We start from the raw sequence: 18,760 nt of genomic DNA, 5'->3' as shown, positions 1-18,760 counted from the left end.
ATCGTCACTTCTTGCCCCTGAAGTACTTCCTCTTTCCAACGCGCACCATCCTGTAGACCTCTCCCTCGTCAACCTCGAAGGGAGGTCTGTTGAGTTCATAAGTTTCGTAGCTCTCCATGTCCATCAGCTGAACCTCACCGTGGGTAACGCTCGTAACCATCGCTTCGCTCTCCTCGTGCTCGACGGTATCAACTCTCTCCCTCTTGGCAGTCTTCCAGTCGAGGTGCTCGCTCTCCCAGTTCTCCAGGTTCTTGAGCGTTAAGCCCTTGCCGTCAACGCGCTCGACCTCGTAGACGTTGCCCCTCCTGTCGGCCACGATGTCCCCCTTCCTGAACTTCGGAATCCTCACGCTTACGCTCGTCCTGTAAACTTCCCTGCTCGTCTGCCTGTCGAGGCCCACCAGTTCATAGGCCTCGCTTATCGTTCCCCCAAACCTCTCGCGGATTGCCTGCGCTATCTTCCTGGCAGAACTGGTGGAGCCCATGTAGAAGTCGAGGCCTTCCTCCTTCTCTATGGTGTCCTGGATGAAGCCCATCCTGTCCTTTCGCATTATCTCGTCCACTTTCTCCTCGACGAGCTTTCCTATGGCCTTCCGCTCCTCCTCGCTCAGGGGCCTCCCTTCGGCGCGGACCTGTAGAATCGCCTCGAAGTAACCGCCGAGGAACTTCTGACAGCGGGGACAGACGGTCTGGCGGACGTAGACGGTGACCTTTTTCCTCTCGTCGTGTAACTCACGCTGGAGTTCGTGGGTTCTGGCCTTAACGCGAACCTCGTAGACGATTATCGCCGGAAAGTGCTCGATGTGGAAGTCCAGGGGCTCGAAGGAAACCACGGCCCTGCCGACGGGCAAATTCTCTATCTCCTCCAGCTCCTCGGGCGAAACGACCTCGTACTCCCTGATTTTCTCGCTGAAGGAATCCTCAAGCTCCTCGAGGAGGGCATTTTCGGCGACCTCGAAGATGAGCTCCTCAAGCTCGTAGCTCCTCGGGTCAACCCAAACCCCTCTCTTCTTGTAGCTCCCGCAGTTCTGGCATAGCTCCGTGTTCACCTCTTCTCCTATGAGCAGGACCGGGTTCTCTTTGCGGTAGCAGACCTGACAGAGGCCCTCGATGAGCGGACCGCCTTCCTCCTCGCTTATCCCACAGCGGTAGCAGAACCTCATCCCTCTCACCCGTTTCGAGTTGGGTTGAGGGTTTAAAAAGTCTCAGAAGAGGAGCTTCGCCATCTGGGCGTGGGGAACGCCTTCAATCCTGAGAACCCTCTCTGGGTCGACGTAGCCGAGCTCGATTGCCTTGGCGACACAGCGCTCCCCGGTTAAGTTCGCTATCGTTGCCTCGTCGAGGAGTTCCTCAAGCTTTTCCTCCTCAACGAGTTCGCCCCTGTAAAAGCGCTCCTTGACCTCGAGCTTGAGCTCACCCTCGCGGAAGGTCTTTCCGATTAGTTCCTCGTCGCACGCCGCGAGGAGAACCTCTCCCTGAACGCGGTAAACCTTGACGTATATCATTTCACCACCGGGAGAAAAGGGAGAAAAGAGGTTAAAAGGGTTTAGCTACCCTGAGCTTCCAGAGCTTCCTGAAGCAGTCTGATGGCCTTCTTGAGGTCGGCGTAGGACTTCCTGAGGTGGATGAAGAGCCTGAAGTCACCGAGGTTTCCGAGGATGAAGCCACCCGCGAAGTCCTTGGCGGTCTGGAACTCTGCCATTGACTCGTTGTAGTAGGCCATAGCCTGCTGGAGGATGCTCTCGTTGACTCCCGCCTGGAGGGCCTTCTGGTAGAGCTCGTGGAAGGTAGCGTTCTTGGTCGTTATGTAGTGGTAGTAGAGGTAGTTCAGTGGCATGAAGGATATTATGGTCGCGCCCGTTGAGGTCGGGGTGGTCTCGAGGTACTTGACGGTGAACTCCGCCGGGGAGTTGAAGACGACGGTGACCACTGCGTAGACGGCGTTCTTGCCCTTAACGACGTGCCAGCCAAGGACATCGGCGCCGGTGACCTGGACGTTGTAGGCGTCCTCCGGAAGGATGACGGTAATGGTGGCGTTGGTGCCGTGCGGTCCATCGGCGACCACGTCAACCTCGCCAGGCTTCCTGGTGATGTTGACTATGACAGCCTGTCCAAGGGCAACGGTGGCGTTGACCTCGTCGTAGCTGTAAACCGGCTTGGTGACCGGCTCTGAGACGTGGAGGGTCAGGGTCGTCTGGAGGTCCTGGTAGTTCGGGGAGACAACCTTAACGTTGAGCTCCTCCTCTGAGGAGGTCGGAATCATTGTGAAGTCGACAACACCGTCGACCGCGAGGTACTCCTTGCTGTTTATGTAGACGGTGGCGGTTCCGGATATCGGCTTGAGGGTCTTGGCGTCGAGCAGGACGAGCTTGAGGTTCGAGGGCTTTCCAAGCTCTGCCTTGCCGTAGAGCACTGCGAACATTGTGGGCATGCCGACCTGGAAGAACACCGGGGCGTAGGTGACCGGAACTCCGGTGTTGCTGTCGAGCAGGCCGACGACACCGAGGTAGGTTCCGCTGGCGCTGAGGTCGACGCTGTAGTCAACCTTGGTCTTGGTGTTGGCCTCGAAGGTGAAGGGCTCGGTGACGCTACCCATCTGGCCGTTGTCCTTGAGCACCTGCCTGTAGTAGACATACGGAAGCTTTCCGCCAGGAACATCGTATCCGTTGACGACGGCAACGTAGTAGCCGTAGGACGGCATGAAGAGGTCGAAGCTCTCGTCGGCGGTCGGACCAACCTGGTCAAGGTAGACCTTGACTCCCGGTATGAGGCCGTAGTAGGCGTAGAGTATGAAGGTCTGGGCGAGGCTCTGGTTGTAGAGCACCGGCAGGTACTTCTCAAGGACGGTGCTGTTGACGAAGTACACAACGTAGAGGTCAAGGTCAGCGCTCTGGTTGAAGGGTGAGGTTATGCCCATCCTGAAGTAGTAGAGCTTCTGTCCAGGAGTGGCGTTCACGAGGTCAACGACCTGCCACTCGTCCTGGGTTATGTTGAGGATGTAAACGTCAGCGTTCTCAAGGTTGCCAAGTCCGTAGGCAAACGGGGTAACGTTGAGGGTTCCGTAGGTGTTGGTGTAGTCAACTCCGAAGGTGTAGTTTCCTGGGGTCTCGTAGTCGAAGTAGTACTTGTTCTTTCCGGGGGCAACTCCAAGGACCTGCACCTGGATGTCGTAGTGGGACTCAGTGTAGCCGGTGTAGGCCGCGGTGAAGGTACTGCTGTAGACGGTGAGCTCCCAGGTTCCCGGAGTCGGGTTCTTGATGACCCAGGTGTAGCTTCCGGGTCCTCCTGGGCCGAGGTAGTAGAATCCAACGCTCGGTCCGGTGGCCGCAACGACGTGTCCGCGCGGGTCGACTATGTACGGCCTGGCCCTACCCATGTAGTTTCCGTTGGCGTCCTTCGGTATGCTCATGGTGACAACGAGCTCGTGGGTTCCAACCGGGACGTCGATGTAGTAGTGCTTGGCCTGGCCGGGGTACTCCCAGTCGCTGAGCTCGCCGGTCGGGCCCTTGTTTATCGGAACGGTAACTATGACGGGAACCATTCCGTCGATGTAGCCGGTGGTCGGGTCATCGATGTAGATGTATCCAACGTAGGTGCCCGGTGCCTGGAGCTGTGAGTAGTCGATGGTAACGTAGAACATGCCGGTGGTCTGGTAGAAGCTCGGGCCATACATGAACGGGCCGAGCCTGAAGCTGGTGCCGTTGGTGACGTCAGCGGTAATCTTGGTGGTGCTAACGTGGAGCCACGGGACGCTGGTCGAGATGTCGTAGGTGCCGTTAACGAGGTGCAGGCCGTGGTCGTAGACCATGCCGTAGACGTAAACCGGCACGGTGGCGGGCCTCTCGTTCCTGAGGTATATACCCTGGTAGAGGTACGGCAGACCGTAGTCGAGGAACCATCCGTTGAAGAGAACGTTGGCCCTGAGCGGAAGCTCCTTCTCACCGAGGGCGTTGGTGTAGGGACCGAAGGTGGTTCCCGCGTAGATGAAGGTGGTCTTCTCCTTGCTGAGGTTTATCATCTCGGCTATGGCCTTGTCAACCTGGAGGAGTCCAGCACCCTGGTCAATCGGAGTTGCTCCCTCAACAGGCTTGGCCGAGAGCATTATAGCCCTCTTGATGAGGAACGGGTTGTAGTTGATGCCGTGGGCCTTGGCGTAGCTTATCATGAGGGCAACGGCACCGCTGACGTGCGGGGTGGCCATTGAGGTTCCGTCCCAGAAGTCCGACGCCCAGGTTCCGTAGTAGCCGACGCTCCATATCGGCAGGCTTGAGAATATGAAGCTTCCAGGTGCCATGACGTCGGGCTTGACGGCACCATCAAGCCTCGGACCGCGGGAGGAGCTCATGGCGGGACCGTCAGCAACGCCGGTGACGCCGTAGTTTCCGTACCAGAACTCCCAGGCAGCACCGCTCCAGTAGTTTCCAACGGTTATGACGAAGTCGGAGTCACCCGGAGAACCCACGGTGTTGGTAGTCGGGCCATCGTTACCGGCAGCGATGGCGAAGACGACGCCGAACCAGTCGGTGAGCAGGTTGGCGAAGTAGTTCTCGGGGCTCTCAAGACCGTCGTTGTAGCCGGTGTAGAGTCCACCAAGGGACATGCTTATCACGTCGGCACCCATGAGGGTGGCGTGTATCATTCCGCTGATAATCCATGAGTCTGAACCGTATCCAAGGCTGGAGAGGGACTTTATCTCGATGAGCTGGGCACCAGGAGCAACGCCCTCAAGTCCCTCGAAGTAGGTGTTCGGGAGACCGTAACCGGCGGCGGTTCCGGAAACGTGGGTTCCGTGCTGGCCACCGTCCCAGCCGAAGACCGCCTCATCCTTGTCGAGGGTCGCGAGGACGACGCTCATGTAGGCGGTGCCGTTGGCGACCTCCATGGTGCCGGGCCTTCCAAGCTCGAAGGTCACGTAGGTGGTGTTGTCAACGACGCCCGGACCGAGGAGGATGTAGTCCCCGGTCTGGTCAAAGAGCGTCATCGGGTGGGCGTTGCTGAGGTTGACGGTGAAGGTGTAGTTGACTCCCTCGGGTATGACCATCATGTTCTCAAGGATGGTCGTGTTGAGGGTGCCGTTAACGATGGCGTGGAGGGTGTTAGCGTCGGTGATGTTGAGCTGAAGCGGAACCGGGTAGAAGTAGGTTATGTTGTCAGGAGCAACGATTATCGCGTAGAGCTCGTCGAAGTTGTGGTCGAAGTTTATGTCAAAGTACCTCTCGGGGAGGAAGCCGACCTTGTAGGTTCCGTTCTCAACGGTGACGTTGCCAAAGTCAACCGTGAGGTTAAGCTGGGGTATGGTGGTGTACCTGCTCGCCCTGTCAACGTAGAAGTAGTACCTGCCCCAGTCAATGGTGACGTTGGTGAGGTGGAGAACAACGGTTCCGTTAACGACGTCGGCGGAGGTGAAGTTGTAGTCAAGTGAAACTGCTCCCTCTCCTGTGTCGTCACGCCAGGCGATTATCTTCCTCTTTCCATCGGGGGTAACCTGAAGGTACGGCTGGGCAACGTCGGCGCCGGTATCGACTATGGCGATGATAACGCCCTCGCCGGTGGTGTTGTACTCCTCCCTGGCGAGGGGAGCGTTAATGGCGTACATGTCCCACATGAACGGGTCGAATCCACCAGAGCTGGACTGGAGAACCTTAATCGGAGCCTTGGGAGCCTTCTCCGGAAGGGTGGGCTCCGGAAGCTTAACGGTTCTGTCCTCCCAGACGTACTTAATGGCCTTAACGTTTTCAAGGTCCAGAAGCTTTGAAACGGGAACCTCCGCAACGATGAAGTCGTACTGAGGCATACTTATCGGGTCAATCTTTGCACCAAGGTTCTTCAGCTCAGAAACGACGAGGTTGCCCTTTCCGTGGTCGGGTGCTATTATGACGCGGACCGTGGATTTACCTTCCTCTTTGTACTTGTTGTACAGGCTGTGAAGGTACATCTTTACTGCTTCTGACATTCCCGTCTGCTCGGTGGCGCTGGATACCTTGTTTACGGTAGGCGTCCCCTGGCTTGAAACTGCCATCGCGGGGACCGCGAGTGGCACCAGGGAGACTACCATAAGAGCCGCCACCAACAGGCTCAGGACTTTCCTATTCACTATTACTCACCCCTGTCTACTTGATTGGAACGGTCACTGACCAATAACTCCTTCACTGACTCTGATATAAATATTTCGACTGGGGTGCGCTCGAAAACGCCGAAAAGAACAACGTTGTGTACCGAAGTATCAAATTGACACCGTGTTCCAACTACAGAAAAGATTTTTAACCTAACGGCGAATCAAAAGGCAAACTAATGCATTATGATGAAAGCCGGTGAGTTAACATGGAAATAAGGGGCCGACACGTTGCTGTAATCCTGATTGGACTCGCGATTATCGGGTTCATCCTGAACTCCCAGGTTCAGCACTACCAGGGCGGAGAAATCTACGAGTCAGCGAACCACGCGTACGGTCTTCTCGTTAAAGGGTTCAACGTTACCGTTGTGGTTGAAACCGTCGACGGAAAGACCATAAAAGGGAACCTCCTCAGCGTGAGGGGCTCAACGATATCCATCGTCGTTAACGGAACCACTTACACCGTTGGAGGACCTGAAGCGACGAAAGAAGACATAAAGGCCAAGCTCATCCGGGTAATCTACCACGGCAAGGTCTACCTCTACGAGGTCACTCCCCTTGAGGGGACCGGCTCGGAAGTGTTTTCTAAGCTCCTCCCGCCCCAGTACTATTCCGTCCGCTACTCCGGGAGGATATACATAGACGGAAACATAACCCCCATCGAGATAGGAAAGCTGAAGTACCTCGCCGATTACAAGACCTACGGTTCGATAACCATAAACCACCTCAGCTCGAACGGGGCCATCATAACCGCCAATATGGTTCCCGTCCAGTACCTTGCCAAGTACCTCGGCAACTACACCGTTTACACATACGGACTGCTATACGTTAACTCCGACGAGAGGAACCTTCCCCTGAGGCTCGTTGAGGTGAGAAGTCCATGAAGCTCCCGGCTCTCGTGCCGGTTCTGTTTATGGCCTACGTTGCAATAGGTCTCGCCGAACCAAAGACCCTTGCGGTGAGCCTCGCCTTCGCCCTCGCGATACTCTGGGGAATCAAAAAGGGAGAGCGGGTCAGGTGGAAGGATGAGGGTTTTAAAATCGATGAAAAGTACATACGGTACGCCTTCTGGACTGCGATAATTATAATAGGAATCCAGGTCATCAAACTTGGTGACGTTCCGCTTATTTACCCCGCAATACGAACCCAGCTCAACCCGAGGCTGACAGCCCTCACGTACTTCCTTGGAGTCCCCTCAAGTGTCTACCTCTTCAGCAGGGGAAAGAAGTACGCCCTCCTCTATCCAGTTGCAGTTTCTCTCTACGCCTACAGAACCCCCGTCCTCGTTTCGGTCATAGCCATCGGCTCCGCCTACTACGAGAGCGCAAGGGAGCGGGGCGAACTCGACCTCAAAAGGCTCGCGGGAATCCTTGCGGGAGGTATTGCACTTTTCCTGCTCATAACCTTCCTCAGAGGAAACGCGCTCTCAAGCCTCTGGGTTCGCTTTCAGAGTACGGTGTCGGCGCTCGACGTGATAGTCTGGCGCGGGGACTGGAGCGGGACATACAGGGGAGCACTCCAGTGGGCGGGAATTGCCTCGTATCTATGGGGCGGATACTCGCCGAGGGGCCTCATCGCAAAGTTCCTCTACGTCCACACAGGCTCAACGATAACTGCAACCCTGCTCGGGGGGATGTACCTGGACTTTGGAGTCTTTGCAATAGTCGAGGGCTTTCTCCTCGGGCTTTACTACGGGGCCATTTCGAACGCAACTCACCCGACGACGAAGGCACTCTATTACTCAACCCTCGCATACGGGATAGTCGGCGTTGAGACCGGAATTCTCGACCTGCCCGTCTACGTCCTGTTTCTCCTCGGGGCGTACGCTGTTTACAGAGGGTGGAAGGTGATGAGGAAGGGTGAAACCCCGTGAAATCTTCGCCCTAACTGCAGGGGCATATCTCTCAATGGCGTGGCTCGGAAAGCTCCTCTACTTCAACGGGATAGAGGCGCTTCCTGCCCTTTACGCCCTGACCTTCCTTGCCCTTCTATTCACGGGTTGGAGCCTTGATGTAAAAGTGCCCGATTGGACATTTCTCCTGGCGTTTCTCCTGCTCATTCCACTCGGGCCGGGGTATCTAATCGGCGGACTCCTCAGCTTTGCGTTCCTGTTCATAGCGATGAGAAAAGACCTCCTTGAGAAGGCCGTTCCCTTCGCAGTCCTTCTGGCGGTTGTTCTAACGACCATCGCCTGTGCCATGTGGGGGATTCCCCTGCTGAAGCCGGAGCTAAGGTACACTACTGCAAGTGTGCCTTTTCTCGTAGCTGGAGACCTGCTCATTGGAGCCATCGCTGTTTTTCCGGACTTCAGGCTTCTGCTCCTTGGCGAGATGATTGCACTCATCGGAGCTTCGAGGACGGTTGGGCTCGGCATAGCCGTGGCGTACATCCTGAGATTGGCATACGACGGGAGGATAAACACGGGAGAAATCAAGAAACACCGAACTCAACTCGTACTCGGTGCAGTCCTTCTCCTGGCGGTGTTCCTGGCGAGGTACTACGTTACGGTAAGCGAGTATCCCACCTGGAAACTCGGCTTTTTCGGAAGCCTTCTTTACAGGCCCGCCTCATCGTACACCGTCTACGAGAGGCTCTTCCACTTGGGAATGCCACTCGGGAACCGGGCGCTTCTCTTCAACCCGGACCCCACCGGCTACGTTGGGAGGCTTTTTGGGAAGGAAATCGGATACACGTACACTCTCTTTGGACAGCCGGTCTACGACTTTGGGATTCTCGGGCTAATTGAGGCCTTAATCCTTGGGCTCGCCCTGGGAAGGGCTTCGAAGAACCCATTCACGGGAACCTTCGCGCTCACCGTTGCAATCATTGCCCTCGACATTGGAATTGAGGGACAGTTCCTCGTTGCAATCCTCCTGATGGCGTACCTTGCAGGGGTGAAGAGAAATGGATAAGAGAACCCTAACCCGGAAAGTCCTGCCAGGAATACTCTTCCTTTTCGCACTGGGCGTTGAACTCGCCACTTTTCCACCCTGGGACACCCTGAGCTACGACGGAGCGCTTTACATTGACATCGCGAGGAACCTCGCTGTCAGCCCAACCAACTTCACATACCAGGGCGTCTACGTTATGTATCGCCCCCCGCTTTATCCGTACACGCTCTCCCTCTTCTACCACTTCGTTCACGAACCCCTTAGCCAGCTAAGGGTTGCAAGGCTCGTGTCGGTCGTTTTCTTCGCCCTGACGGCGGTTCTAGTTTACCTGTTAACCCTGGAGCTCTTTGAAAGGTTCGTCAAGGGGATCCTTGCCTCGGCCTTCTTCATCTTCAACGCCCTTGCCTTCACAATGGGGACCAGGGAGCTCGTCCACAGCGAGTTTACGTTCTTCTACACCCTGGCCATCTACCTCCTCTACACCGGAAGAAAACGCGGAAGCCCCACGAGGATTTATCTCGCCTTCGTTTCGGCCGGCCTCGCGATACTGACGCGCTATACCGGGCTCTCAATAATAGCGGTTTTCGTCGCTTACCTCTGGCTCACCGAGTACTGGAACTGGGTCAAAAAGAGGGAATATTGGATTGGCTTCGCCCTGCTCCTCCTCACCGTTAGTCCCTGGCTCTACCTAGGCCACCTTCACTACGGGGGGGTGCTGAAGCCGTTTGAAATAGCGAGCAGGACGGTAACGGCAGACAGGCCGGTCTCGGTTTCAACGTTTCTCAAATGGCTTGTTGATGACATCGGAGCTGTACTCCCTGCCCTTGCACTCCTCGGGTTCGTTAGGCAGAAGCAGGACGAAAAAGGATGGCTCCTGATAAGCTGGGCCCTCATCGGGTTTGCCATGATAATGACGGTCACCCACAAGGAGACGCGCTTCATAACGTTCCTCGCCCCGGTGATGGGAATACTCGCCGTTGAGGGGGTTTCCCTAATCGTGGACGGGATTGAAAAAGCCCTTGAACTCGCTGGACGGCCAATAAAGCCGTGGAAGAAGGCCATCACAATAGGCCTCGCACTTCTCCTCCTCATCCCGGTGGGGGGAAGTGCGTTCCATCTGAAGGAACGGTGGAACACGACTGGAAAATGCGAATCACACACCCTCCGCTACGCAAGCGAGAGGTACAGTGCCAGAACTCTGCTCGTCTCTCCGACGCTCTACACGATAGCTGGCTTTTACTACCCCAGAGCCAGAGTGGACGCCATAACCAGCAGGATAAACGTCGAGGATAGGCTCAAACATGGGTACTACGACATGGTCATAACAAAGACAGAGTCAGAGGAGCACCTTGTTGAGGAGAGCGGAGGGTACCGTCAGGTGGGGGAGTTCTGCGGAAGGTTCAAAATCTTTATAAAGGAAGGTTTCGGGGCGAATTAGGGCGCCCTATTTCCAAATGAACACATCCCCTCTCTTTTTCAACCTTATACACTGAGGAACAGGCCTGGATAGTTAATTTTAAAAGCGACCTTTCGATATATCACCCGCAGTAATTAAACGGAGGGAATTGCCATGAGCGAATACAGGTTTATAAGGTGGTTCGAGGAGCTCAGCAAGAAGGATGTCCCCCTTGTCGGAGGCAAGGGCGCCAACCTTGGTGAGCTTACCAACGCCGGAATACCGGTTCCGCCCGGATTCTGTGTCACCGCTGAGGCCTACAAGTACTTTGTTGAGAACGTTAAGGTTGAGGACGGTAGGACCCTTCAGGAGTGGATTATGGACATCATAAGCAAGACCAACGTTGATGACTCCAAGCAGCTCCAGGAGAACACCGCCAAGATTAGAGAGAAGATAATGTCCATGGAGATGCCCGAGGAGATTGCCAAGGAGATTGAGGACGCCTACAAGAAGCTCAGCCAGAGGTTCAACAAGGATGCCGTTTACGTCGCCGTTCGCTCTTCTGCCACCGCCGAGGACCTTCCGGAGGCTTCCTTCGCCGGCCAGCAGGAGACCTACCTCGACGTCTACGGTGTTGAGGACGTCATAGACAAGGTCAAGAAGTGCTGGGCCTCACTCTGGACCGCGAGGGCTACCTTCTACAGGGCCAAGCAGGGCTTCGACCACAGCAAGGTTTACCTCAGCGCCGTCGTTCAGAAGATGGTCAACAGCGAGAAGAGCGGTGTCATGTTCACCGCCAACCCGGTCACCAACGACAGGAACGAGATAATGATTAACGCCAGCTGGGGCCTCGGTGAGGCCGTCGTCAGCGGAAGCGTCACCCCTGACGAGTACATCGTCGAGAAGGGCACCTGGAAGATAAAGGAGAAGTTCATCGCCAAGAAGGAAGTTATGGTCGTCAGGAACCCCGAGACCGGCAAGGGCACCGTCTACGTCAAGGTCGCCGAGTACCTCGGCCCCGAGTGGGTTGAGAAGCAGGTTCTCACCGACGACCAGATTGTTGAAGTTGCGAAGCTCGGTGCCAAGATTGAGGAGCACTACGGCTGGCCACAGGACATCGAGTGGGCCTACGACAAGGACGACGGCAAGCTCTACATCGTCCAGAGCAGGCCGATTACCACCCTCAAGGAGGCCAAGAGCGAGGAGGGCGCCGAGGTTACTGAAGAGGCCGAGGTCATCCTCAAGGGTCTCGGTGCCTCACCGGGCATCGGTGCCGGTAGGGTCGTCGTCATCTTCGACGCCAGCGAGATTGACAAGGTCAAGGAGGGCGACGTTCTCGTCACCACCATGACCAACCCGGACATGGTCCCGGCCATGAAGAGGGCCAGCGCCATCATCACCGATGAGGGTGGAAGGACCAGCCACGCCGCCATCGTTAGTAGGGAGCTCGGTATCCCGGCCGTCGTCGGTACCAAGGAGGCCACCAAGAAGCTCAAGACCGGCGACTACGTCACCGTTGACGGTACCCGCGGTGTCGTCTACAAGGGTATAGTTAAGAGCCTCGTCGAGAAGAAGGAGGAAGAGAAGACCGCCGGAGGGCAGGTCGTCGTTGCCGGTGCCCCGCTCGTCACCGCCACCAAGGTCAAGGTCAACGTCTCCATGCCCGAGGTCGCCGAGAGGGCCGCTGCCACCGGCGCCGACGGTGTCGGCCTCCTCCGCGCTGAGCACATGATACTCAGCATCGGCCAGCACCCGGTCAAGTTCATCAAGGAGGGCAAGGAGGAGGAGCTCGTCGAGAAGCTCGCCGACGGAATAAGGACCGTCGCAGCTGCCTTCTACCCGAGGCCGGTCTGGTACAGGACCCTTGACGCCCCGACCAACGAGTTCAAGGAGATGCCCGGTGGAGAGGACGAGCCGGACGAGAGGAACCCGATGCTCGGCTGGCGCGGAATCAGGAGGAGCCTTGACCAGGTCGAGCTCCTCAAGGCCGAGTTCAAGGCCATCAAGAAGGTCGTCGAGGAGGGCTACGACAACATCGGCGTCATGCTCCCGCTCGTCGCCAACCCCGAGCAGATAAGGAAGGCCAAGGAGATAGCCCGCTCAGTTGGCCTCGAGCCACACAAGGACGTCGAGTGGGGAATCATGGTCGAGGTTCCCGCGGCCGCGCTCATCATCGAGGACCTCATCAAGGAGGGCCTTGACTTCGTCAGCTTCGGTACCAACGACCTCACCCAGTACACCCTCGCCATCGACAGGGACAACGACAGGATTGCCTACCTCTACGACGAGAAGCACCCGGCCGTTCTCAAGCTCATCGAGAACGTCATCAAGGTCGCCAAGAAGTACGGCGTCGAGACCAGCATCTGCGGACAGGCCGGAAGCGACCCGAAGATGGCCAGGATTCTCGTCAGGCTCGGCATCGACAGCATCAGCGCCAACCCCGATGCCGTCGAGCTCATCAGGAAGACCGTTGCCCAGGAGGAGCAGAAGATACTCCTCGAGGCGGCCAGGAAGAAGCTCCTTGAGTGAGTTCTCTTCCCCTTTTCTACTTAGTTTTGCGATAAGGCCTTCTACCACTAACCCAGAGAGCCCAGCAGACTGGCCCTTTTATCCATCTCAAAGTTTTTATACTAACGCTTCGATGGTAATCTGATTGCTATGTCCATCGAGCGGGCCAGGGAGGAAATTCTGCACGGGCCGATTGAGAGAACACTTCTCAGGTTAGCGGGCCCGCTTATAGTCAGCAACATGGTTCAGGTCCTCTACAACCTCATAGACACGTTCTGGCTCGGGAAGCTCGGCAGGGAGGAGCTCTCGGCACCCGGAGCCAGCTGGCCCTTCATAGCCACCCTCATGAGCCTCGGAATGGGGTTCGCCATAGCCGGCTTCGCCTTCGTGACGCAGTACATAGGCGCGAAGGACTTCAAGATGGCGAACCGCTCGGCCGGGGCGCTCTACTCGCTGAGCCTGCTCTTCTCCGTGGCTGTGGCGGTTATAGGTTCGCTCTCGGCCCCTTACGTTCTGAAGCTCATGGACGTCTCACCCGATGTCTACCCCTACGCGCTCAACTACACCCTCGTCATATTCATCGGAATACCCTTCGCCTTCACCTACTACGCCTTCACGTTCCTCCTGAGGGCCGTTGGCGACACGAAGACGCCCATGGTGATAAGCTTCTTCACCGTCGGCCTCAACACCCTCCTCGACCCGGTTCTAATCTTCGGACTCGGGCCGTTTCCAGAGCTTGGAGTTGTTGGAGCGGCGATAGCGACGATGTTCTCGAACAGCGTGGGTTCGGTCATCGGGGCATATTACCTCATCACGGGCAAGAAGGGGATAAAGTTCACCCGGGAGGACCTCAGGCCCGACCTTGAGTTCTACAGGAAAATCTTCCGCGTTGGCCTGCCCTCAGCGCTCGGCCAGTCCCTCAACGCCTTCGGCTTCATGGTTCTGACAAGGATAATCTTCCAGTTCGGAACCGTGGCGTTCGCCGCTTATGCGATAGCCAACAGGCTGACCAACTTCATGTTCGCGATAGCCAACGGCATAGCTCAGGCGATGGGCACGATGGTCGGGCAGAACATTGGGGCGGGAAACTTCGAGAGGGCGAAGAAAATAGCGGAGAGGACGATGCTCATAAACCTCGCCGTCCTGACCGCGGGAACCGCCTTCATAGTAGTCTTCAACCAGCCCGTGTTCAGGGCGTTCATAGACGACCCCGCGGTCCTTCACGAGGCCTCGCTCGTGGCGAAGTACTTCCTCACGTCCCTGCCCTTCTTCGGGATATTCTCCGTCGTCACCGGCGTCTTCCAGACCGCTGGGAAGACCAAGGTCAGCATGACCCTCGGACTGATAAGGCTCTGGGGCCTCAGGATTCCTCTGAGCTACGCACTCGGCCTCATTGTCGGGGCGAGCTGGGGTGTCTATCTCGGCATGGGATTGAGCAACGTCCTGTCGGCCATTGTGGCGCTGGCGTGGTTCCTCAGGGGAGGCTGGATGGAGAAGCTCATAGAGGAGTAGCTTTATATAGGAACCTTTCGACGGCGGTCTGATAGGCAATGAAGCTCTCGGAGATGAGGGAAGAAATCATCAACGGGCCGATAGAGAGAACCTTACTCAAGTTAGCGGGGCCTCTCGTGGTGAACAACCTCGTCCAGGTCGTTTACAACATAACCGACACGTTCTGGCTTGGAAAACTCGGGAGGGAAGCCCTCTCAGCTCCGGGAGTGGTGTGGCCCATCATCGGAACCCTCATGGCCCTCGGCATGGGTTTTGCAACCGCGGGTTTCGCCTACGTCGGCCAGTACATCGGCGCAGGAAACTTTGAGAAGGCCAACCGCTCGGCGGGGGCGCTCTACTCCCTCATGCTGTTCTTCTCCGCAATTACGGCCATCGTGAGCGTTCTAATCCTCCCCTATGCGCTCCGCTTCATGAAGGTCACGCCGACTCTCTATCCCTACGCGAAGACCTACGCGACCATAGTGTTCCTCGGCGTCCCCTTCGCGTTCACCTACATGGCCTTTTCCGCCCTGATGAGAGCAAGTGGTGACACCAAAACGCCGATGAAGATAACCCTGCTCACGGTATCCCTCAACATAGTCCTCGACCCGATTCTAATCTTCGGGCTCGGACCCTTCCCAAGGCTCGGCGTTGCGGGCGCGGCTCTGGCAACGGTCATTGCGAACGCCACGGGGGCAGTAATCGGGTTCTACCTGATGTTCTCTGGAAAGGTGGCGTTAAAGCTTGGCCTCTCAAGCCTCAAACCGGACTTTGAGTTCTACAAGAGGCTCTTCCGCGTTGGATTGCCGTCGAGCATCGGCCAGTCGGCGAACAGCTTCGGCTTCATAGTGCTCACGAGGATTATAATGGGCTTCGGCGACGTCACCTACGCGGCCTACGTCATAACAACCCGCCTCGTCAACTTTCTGACGAGCATCTCGCGCGGTATAAGCATGGCGATGGGCACGATGATAGCTCAGAACGTTGGAGCTGGCAAGTTCGAGAGGGCCAAGAGGATAGCCGAGAGAACGATGCTCGTCAACTTCACGATAGCGAGTTTAGCCGTTCTAATCATCGGAATCTTCCGCGTTCCCATTTTCCGCGTCTTCCTTGACGACCCGAAGGTCATAGCCGAGAGCAAAATCGTCCTCGAGTACTTCCTAATCTCGGTGCCCTTCTTCAACGGAATCTTCATAGTCGTCAACAGAACATTCAGCTCGGCCGGACACACGAAGAAGACGATGCTACTCGGCATAATCCGCCTGTGGGGCCTCAGGATTCCGCTGAGCTATGCCTTCGGCTACGTCGGTGCGATAACGCTCCTCAGCCTCACGATTCCCCTCGCCCAGCTGTTCGACTTCACGAGCAGGGGAGTTTTCTTCGGCATGGGACTGAGCAACTTCATTGGCGCGCTGATAGCCCTCGCCTGGTTCCTCCGCGGTAGCTGGATGAAGGCGATAATCGAAAAAACGCCCAAAGAGAGTGGAAAGTCGGGCCAGGTTAGACATCCGGAAGGCTAATAAAGGCTCGCCCCGAGTGGCGGGCGGTGAGAGCATGAAGGCCGAAAGGTGGGAAGGTGTTTATTCCTTTGAAGACAGCCCGTTTTTGATGGAGATTCTGACGGAGCTTCGCGATGAGAGAACCGGACCGATAGCCTTCAGGAAGGGCCTCGTCAAGCTCGGCCGTTACATGGCCTACGAGCTGACGAAGACGATGGAAACCGAAAGGGTTCCCGTTAAGACCCCACTTGAAGAAACCGAGGGCGTAATCGTCAGGGACAGACGAAACGTGGTCATAATAACCGTTCTCCGCGCGGCGATTCCGCTGATGGAGGGCCTCATCAAGGTGCTCGACCATGCGCGCGTCGGCATCGTCTCGGCATCGCGCGGAAAAGCTCCAAAGTTCGAGATTGAGATGAATTACGTCAAGATTCCGGAGATAAGGCCAGAAGATACTGTCATCGTTGCCGACCCGATGATAGCTACCGGCTCGACGCTGATTAAGGTTCTCGACGAGGTCAAGCGCTACGGGAAGCCAAAGCGCCTGATTGTCGTTGGAGTCCTCGCGGCTCCCGAGGGAATAGAGAGAATAAAGGGTAAGCACCCCGAGGTCGAGATATTCGTTGCCAAGGTCGACAGGGAGCTGAACGACAAGGGCTACATTCTGCCGGGCCTCGGAGATGCCGGCGACAGGGCCTTTGGCGCGCCCATAAAGCTTCAGTAAAGCTTCCCTCCCTCTTCCCTCAGCTTCTCTTTCTCCTTTTCGAGCTTCTTGTCATCCTCCAAGAGCTTGGAGCGGTTTATGAAGGAAAGCCTGCTCGAAAGCTGAAGGCTCGTGTTCATGAACTTCCCAGCGTAGGCTCCGATTATCGAGGCACCCACAAGGAGTGCAATGAAAAAGCCCGCCTCATCCCATGTATACCTGCCCAGTGTGTGGAGACTGTAACCGAGGGCACCCAAAATAAAGGCAAAGGTTCCTATAATCCACACCACGAGTAAAATCTTATATCCATAACGCTCCATGAAGAGGGCAAAGTCCATGCCCATCACCTGATTAAATTTTGAGAAGAACAACTTTTACGCTTTTCGGTTGGGGTCGGCCAGTGCCAGTCTCTTCATCCGGTAGCAATCCGACCGGTAAACGCTCCTCATCCCCCGGGCTCAATTCTCCAGTGCCTTTTTAAACCCTGTGGCGAACAAGCCTCGGCCGATGACGAGCGTTAGCCACGCTGACGGTGATGAGAAGAGGGTTAGCCGAGGCCACTTTTTGAAACGAACTCCAAAAACTCCCTCAGGAACTCAATTCCCGGTCTGTTGTTCACCGCCTTCGGGTGGATTGAGAGGAAGAACGTCCCGTTTGTGTTAACGTAGGCGCTCTCGGCACTGGTTAGCTGGTACGGGAGAAGGAAAGAGGGCACGTACCACGTGTATTCCCTGTTGTAAATCGGCTCAACGGTTCCGTTCGGGAAGTAGATGAAATTCCTTCCAATGACGGTGATGTTGTGGTCGAGCAGAACCTCGAGCGCCCCGTTGGAAAGGGCGTAGCGCGGGGCGATGAAGTATTCGGGGGTGACATTGAGATACGACAGGGCCCTGAGCCCGAGCTCAAGCTTTTTCTCGGCGACAGTCGCGTTGCAGTCGAACTCATCGCCGATGTGGGTGTAGCCGTGAAGCTCGATGTGGTAGCCCTCGCGCTCGAGCTTCGCAAGGAACTCCATGAAGTCCCTGTACTTCCAGACGGGCATCTCACCCCCGTGGTCCGGAATCACGAAGAGATAGGTCTCGTTCTGGAGGCCGTACTCATCGATAACGGCCGTTATCTGCCGTAGCTGTGGAAGGTAACCGGGGCTGACGTCGTGGACGAGTATCGCAAAGCGCCCGAAGGCTGGAACGTAAGCCGGACTGGAGATGGAGCTCGAGGAGAGCAGTACGAGAAAGAGCACGGCGAAGGTGAGTGGCCTCTTCATCGAAGAAAGGGGGAAAGAATGCGTAAAAACCTTTCTAAAGGTGTTTCCTGAGAAAGTCCCTAACCCGGGCCTTCCACTCCTCCGGGTGGAACTTCAGCGTTCTGACGTGGGGCGCGTCGCTGACCCAAAGCTCGACGTCCGGGTTCACCTTTTTGTTCCGCTCGTAGAACTCCCTCACTTCTTCGGGCCTCACAAGGGGGTCCTTCTCTCCGGCTATGAGAAGGAGGGGCTTTCTAACCCTATCAGCGTATCCCAGAACGTCGATGTCCTTGGCCCCGCTGAAGAGGACCGTGAACGGCTTGACGAAGGTGTAGAGCCACTCCGGGAGGTTCGCGAAGTACTTCAGGCCCCTCGCGCCGGTTTTGTCAAGGTAAATCGGGGGCGAATCCGCGACACCACAGGTTATTCTGTCATCTTCGGCGAGGGCCCTTATGGTGACGACCGCACCCATTGAGAAGCCGATGAGACCTATCTTCTCGGCCTTCTCGGGGTGGTTCTTCTTCAGCCAGTCAACTGCAGAGAGAACATCAATCAGCTCCCTGTCGCCGACGGTGGTGAACTTCCCCTCGCTCTTCCCGTGGGCGCGGAAGTCGAAGACGAGAACGCTGTAGCCCTCGTTGAGAAGGAACTCGGTGGTCTGCTTCATGTAAACCTCGTCCCACCTGCTCCTCGTGTAGCCGTGGAGGGGCATCACGACGGGGCCCTCGTTGGGAACCCACCAGGCGCTGAGCTTCAGCCCATCTCTCGTCTCAATTGTCACGTCCTCGTAGTCGTAGCCCAAGTCCTTCGGCGTCCATTCACCGACGAAGCGCGGGGGCTTCACCATCTTGTAGCCGACGAAGGCCGAAAAGGCCAGGAACAGAAGGAGGAGAAAAATCAAAACGCCCCAGAGCACGT

14 protein-coding genes are annotated in these 18,760 nt (G+C 56.6%); 8 read left to right on the top strand and 6 right to left on the bottom strand.

The annotated features are described in order from the left end of the window. Positions 1 to 4: 4 nt before the first annotated feature. The 3 genes from E3E28_RS07150 to E3E28_RS07140 are packed head-to-tail and all read right to left on the bottom strand — an operon-like array spanning position 5 to position 6,093. Positions 5 to 1,162, bottom strand: coding sequence for a 60S ribosomal export protein NMD3 (locus E3E28_RS07150; protein ID WP_167915295.1), 1,158 nt, complete (start codon positions 1,160 to 1,162; stop codon positions 5 to 7). Between the two features lie 42 nt (positions 1,163 to 1,204). Next, positions 1,205 to 1,504, bottom strand: a complete 300-nt coding sequence (locus E3E28_RS07145; RefSeq protein WP_167914561.1) for a DUF424 domain-containing protein — start codon at positions 1,502 to 1,504, stop codon at positions 1,205 to 1,207. Between the two features lie 41 nt (positions 1,505 to 1,545). Beyond that, the gene (locus E3E28_RS07140; protein WP_167914560.1) at positions 1,546 to 6,093 is read right to left on the bottom strand and encodes a S8 family serine peptidase; all 4,548 of its coding nucleotides are present in this window, start codon (positions 6,091 to 6,093) and stop codon (positions 1,546 to 1,548) included. Between the two features lie 227 nt (positions 6,094 to 6,320). On the opposite strand from E3E28_RS07140, the gene E3E28_RS07135 reads away from it, so the two are divergent. The 8 genes from E3E28_RS07135 (at position 6,321) to upp (ending at position 16,620) form a co-directional block, all read left to right on the top strand. Next, positions 6,321 to 6,995 (top strand): hypothetical protein, encoded by a 675-nt coding sequence (locus tag E3E28_RS07135; protein ID WP_167914559.1) that lies wholly within the window; start codon positions 6,321 to 6,323, stop codon positions 6,993 to 6,995. Further along, the gene (locus E3E28_RS07130; protein ID WP_167914558.1) at positions 6,992 to 7,984 is read left to right on the top strand and encodes a hypothetical protein; all 993 of its coding nucleotides are present in this window, start codon (positions 6,992 to 6,994) and stop codon (positions 7,982 to 7,984) included. The genes E3E28_RS07135 and E3E28_RS07130 overlap by 4 nt, the downstream gene beginning before the upstream one ends. Next, complete coding sequence (locus tag E3E28_RS07125) at positions 7,971 to 9,023, top strand: hypothetical protein (RefSeq protein ID WP_167914557.1); 1,053 nt, start codon at positions 7,971 to 7,973, stop codon at positions 9,021 to 9,023. The genes E3E28_RS07130 and E3E28_RS07125 overlap by 14 nt, the downstream gene beginning before the upstream one ends. Next, a complete protein-coding gene (locus E3E28_RS07120; RefSeq protein ID WP_167914556.1) occupies positions 9,016 to 10,440 on the top strand; it encodes a glycosyltransferase family 39 protein in 1,425 nt (474 codons plus the stop codon). Before E3E28_RS07125 ends, E3E28_RS07120 begins: the two co-directional genes overlap by 8 nt. Before the next feature lie 132 nt (positions 10,441 to 10,572). After that, the gene (gene ppsA / locus E3E28_RS07115; RefSeq protein WP_167914555.1) at positions 10,573 to 12,927 is read left to right on the top strand and encodes a phosphoenolpyruvate synthase; all 2,355 of its coding nucleotides are present in this window, start codon (positions 10,573 to 10,575) and stop codon (positions 12,925 to 12,927) included. Between the two features lie 129 nt (positions 12,928 to 13,056). Next, positions 13,057 to 14,418, top strand: coding sequence for an MATE family efflux transporter (locus tag E3E28_RS07110; protein WP_167914554.1), 1,362 nt, complete (start codon positions 13,057 to 13,059; stop codon positions 14,416 to 14,418). A gap of 38 nt (positions 14,419 to 14,456) precedes the next feature. Then, entirely contained in the window at positions 14,457 to 15,917 is a 1,461-nt protein-coding gene (locus E3E28_RS07105; protein WP_240921661.1) for an MATE family efflux transporter, read from the top strand. A gap of 34 nt (positions 15,918 to 15,951) precedes the next feature. Then, the gene (gene upp / locus E3E28_RS07100; RefSeq protein ID WP_167914553.1) at positions 15,952 to 16,620 is read left to right on the top strand and encodes a uracil phosphoribosyltransferase; all 669 of its coding nucleotides are present in this window, start codon (positions 15,952 to 15,954) and stop codon (positions 16,618 to 16,620) included. Here the strand turns inward: upp and E3E28_RS07095 are convergent. The 3 genes from E3E28_RS07095 to E3E28_RS07085 form a co-directional block, all read right to left on the bottom strand. Then, the gene (locus E3E28_RS07095) at positions 16,614 to 16,943 is read right to left on the bottom strand and encodes a hypothetical protein (RefSeq protein ID WP_167913540.1); all 330 of its coding nucleotides are present in this window, start codon (positions 16,941 to 16,943) and stop codon (positions 16,614 to 16,616) included. The two genes, upp and E3E28_RS07095, sit on opposite strands and share 7 nt — an antisense overlap. A 203-nt stretch (positions 16,944 to 17,146) precedes the next feature. Next, entirely contained in the window at positions 17,147 to 17,863 is a 717-nt protein-coding gene (locus E3E28_RS07090) for a DUF2334 domain-containing protein (RefSeq protein ID WP_167914552.1), read from the bottom strand. A 34-nt stretch (positions 17,864 to 17,897) separates the two neighbouring features. Continuing rightward, the gene (locus E3E28_RS07085) at positions 17,898 to 18,758 is read right to left on the bottom strand and encodes an alpha/beta fold hydrolase (RefSeq protein ID WP_167914551.1); all 861 of its coding nucleotides are present in this window, start codon (positions 18,756 to 18,758) and stop codon (positions 17,898 to 17,900) included. Between the last annotated feature and the right edge of the window lie 2 nt (positions 18,759 to 18,760).

It is taken from the genome of Thermococcus sp. 21S9 (assembly GCF_012027635.1).
Taxonomy (GTDB): Archaea; Methanobacteriota_B; Thermococci; order Thermococcales; family Thermococcaceae; genus Thermococcus.
Note: the sequence above shows the minus strand (reverse complement) of the source record. Positions and strands in the feature narration are given on the sequence as shown.